The following is a 507-nucleotide window of genomic DNA, read 5'->3' on the forward strand; positions in this document are numbered from 1 at the left end:
GTGAGACAGGTGCTGCATGGCTGTCGTCAGCTCGTGTTGTGAAATGTTGGGTTAAGTCCCGCAACGAGCGCAACCCTTATCCTTTGTTGCCAGCGATTAGGTCGGGAACTCAAAGGAGACTGCCAGTGATAAACTGGAGGAAGGTGGGGATGACGTCAAGTCATCATGGCCCTTACGACCAGGGCTACACACGTGCTACAATGGCGCATACAAAGAGAAGCGACCTCGCGAGAGCAAGCGGACCTCATAAAGTGCGTCGTAGTCCGGATTGGAGTCTGCAACTCGACTCCATGAAGTCGGAATCGCTAGTAATCGTGGATCAGAATGCCACGGTGAATACGTTCCCGGGCCTTGTACACACCGCCCGTCACACCATGGGAGTGGGTTGCAAAAGAAGTAGGTAGCTTAACCTTCGGGAGGGCGCTTACCACTTTGTGATTCATGACTGGGGTGAAGTCGTAACAAGGTAACCGTAGGGGAACCTGCGGTTGGATCACCTCCTTACCT

Annotated in this window: 1 rRNA gene; it reads left to right on the plus strand. The window is 53.5% G+C overall.

Annotation, left to right across the window (positions count from 1 at the left end):
- Nucleotides 1-504: ribosomal RNA gene (locus ACLJPE_RS23185) — 16S ribosomal RNA — on the plus strand; the annotation flags it as partial.
- Nucleotides 505-507: the final 3 nt, after the last annotated feature.

It is taken from the genome of Salmonella sp. SAL04196 (assembly GCF_046550835.1).
Classification (GTDB): domain Bacteria; phylum Pseudomonadota; class Gammaproteobacteria; order Enterobacterales; family Enterobacteriaceae; genus Salmonella; species Salmonella enterica.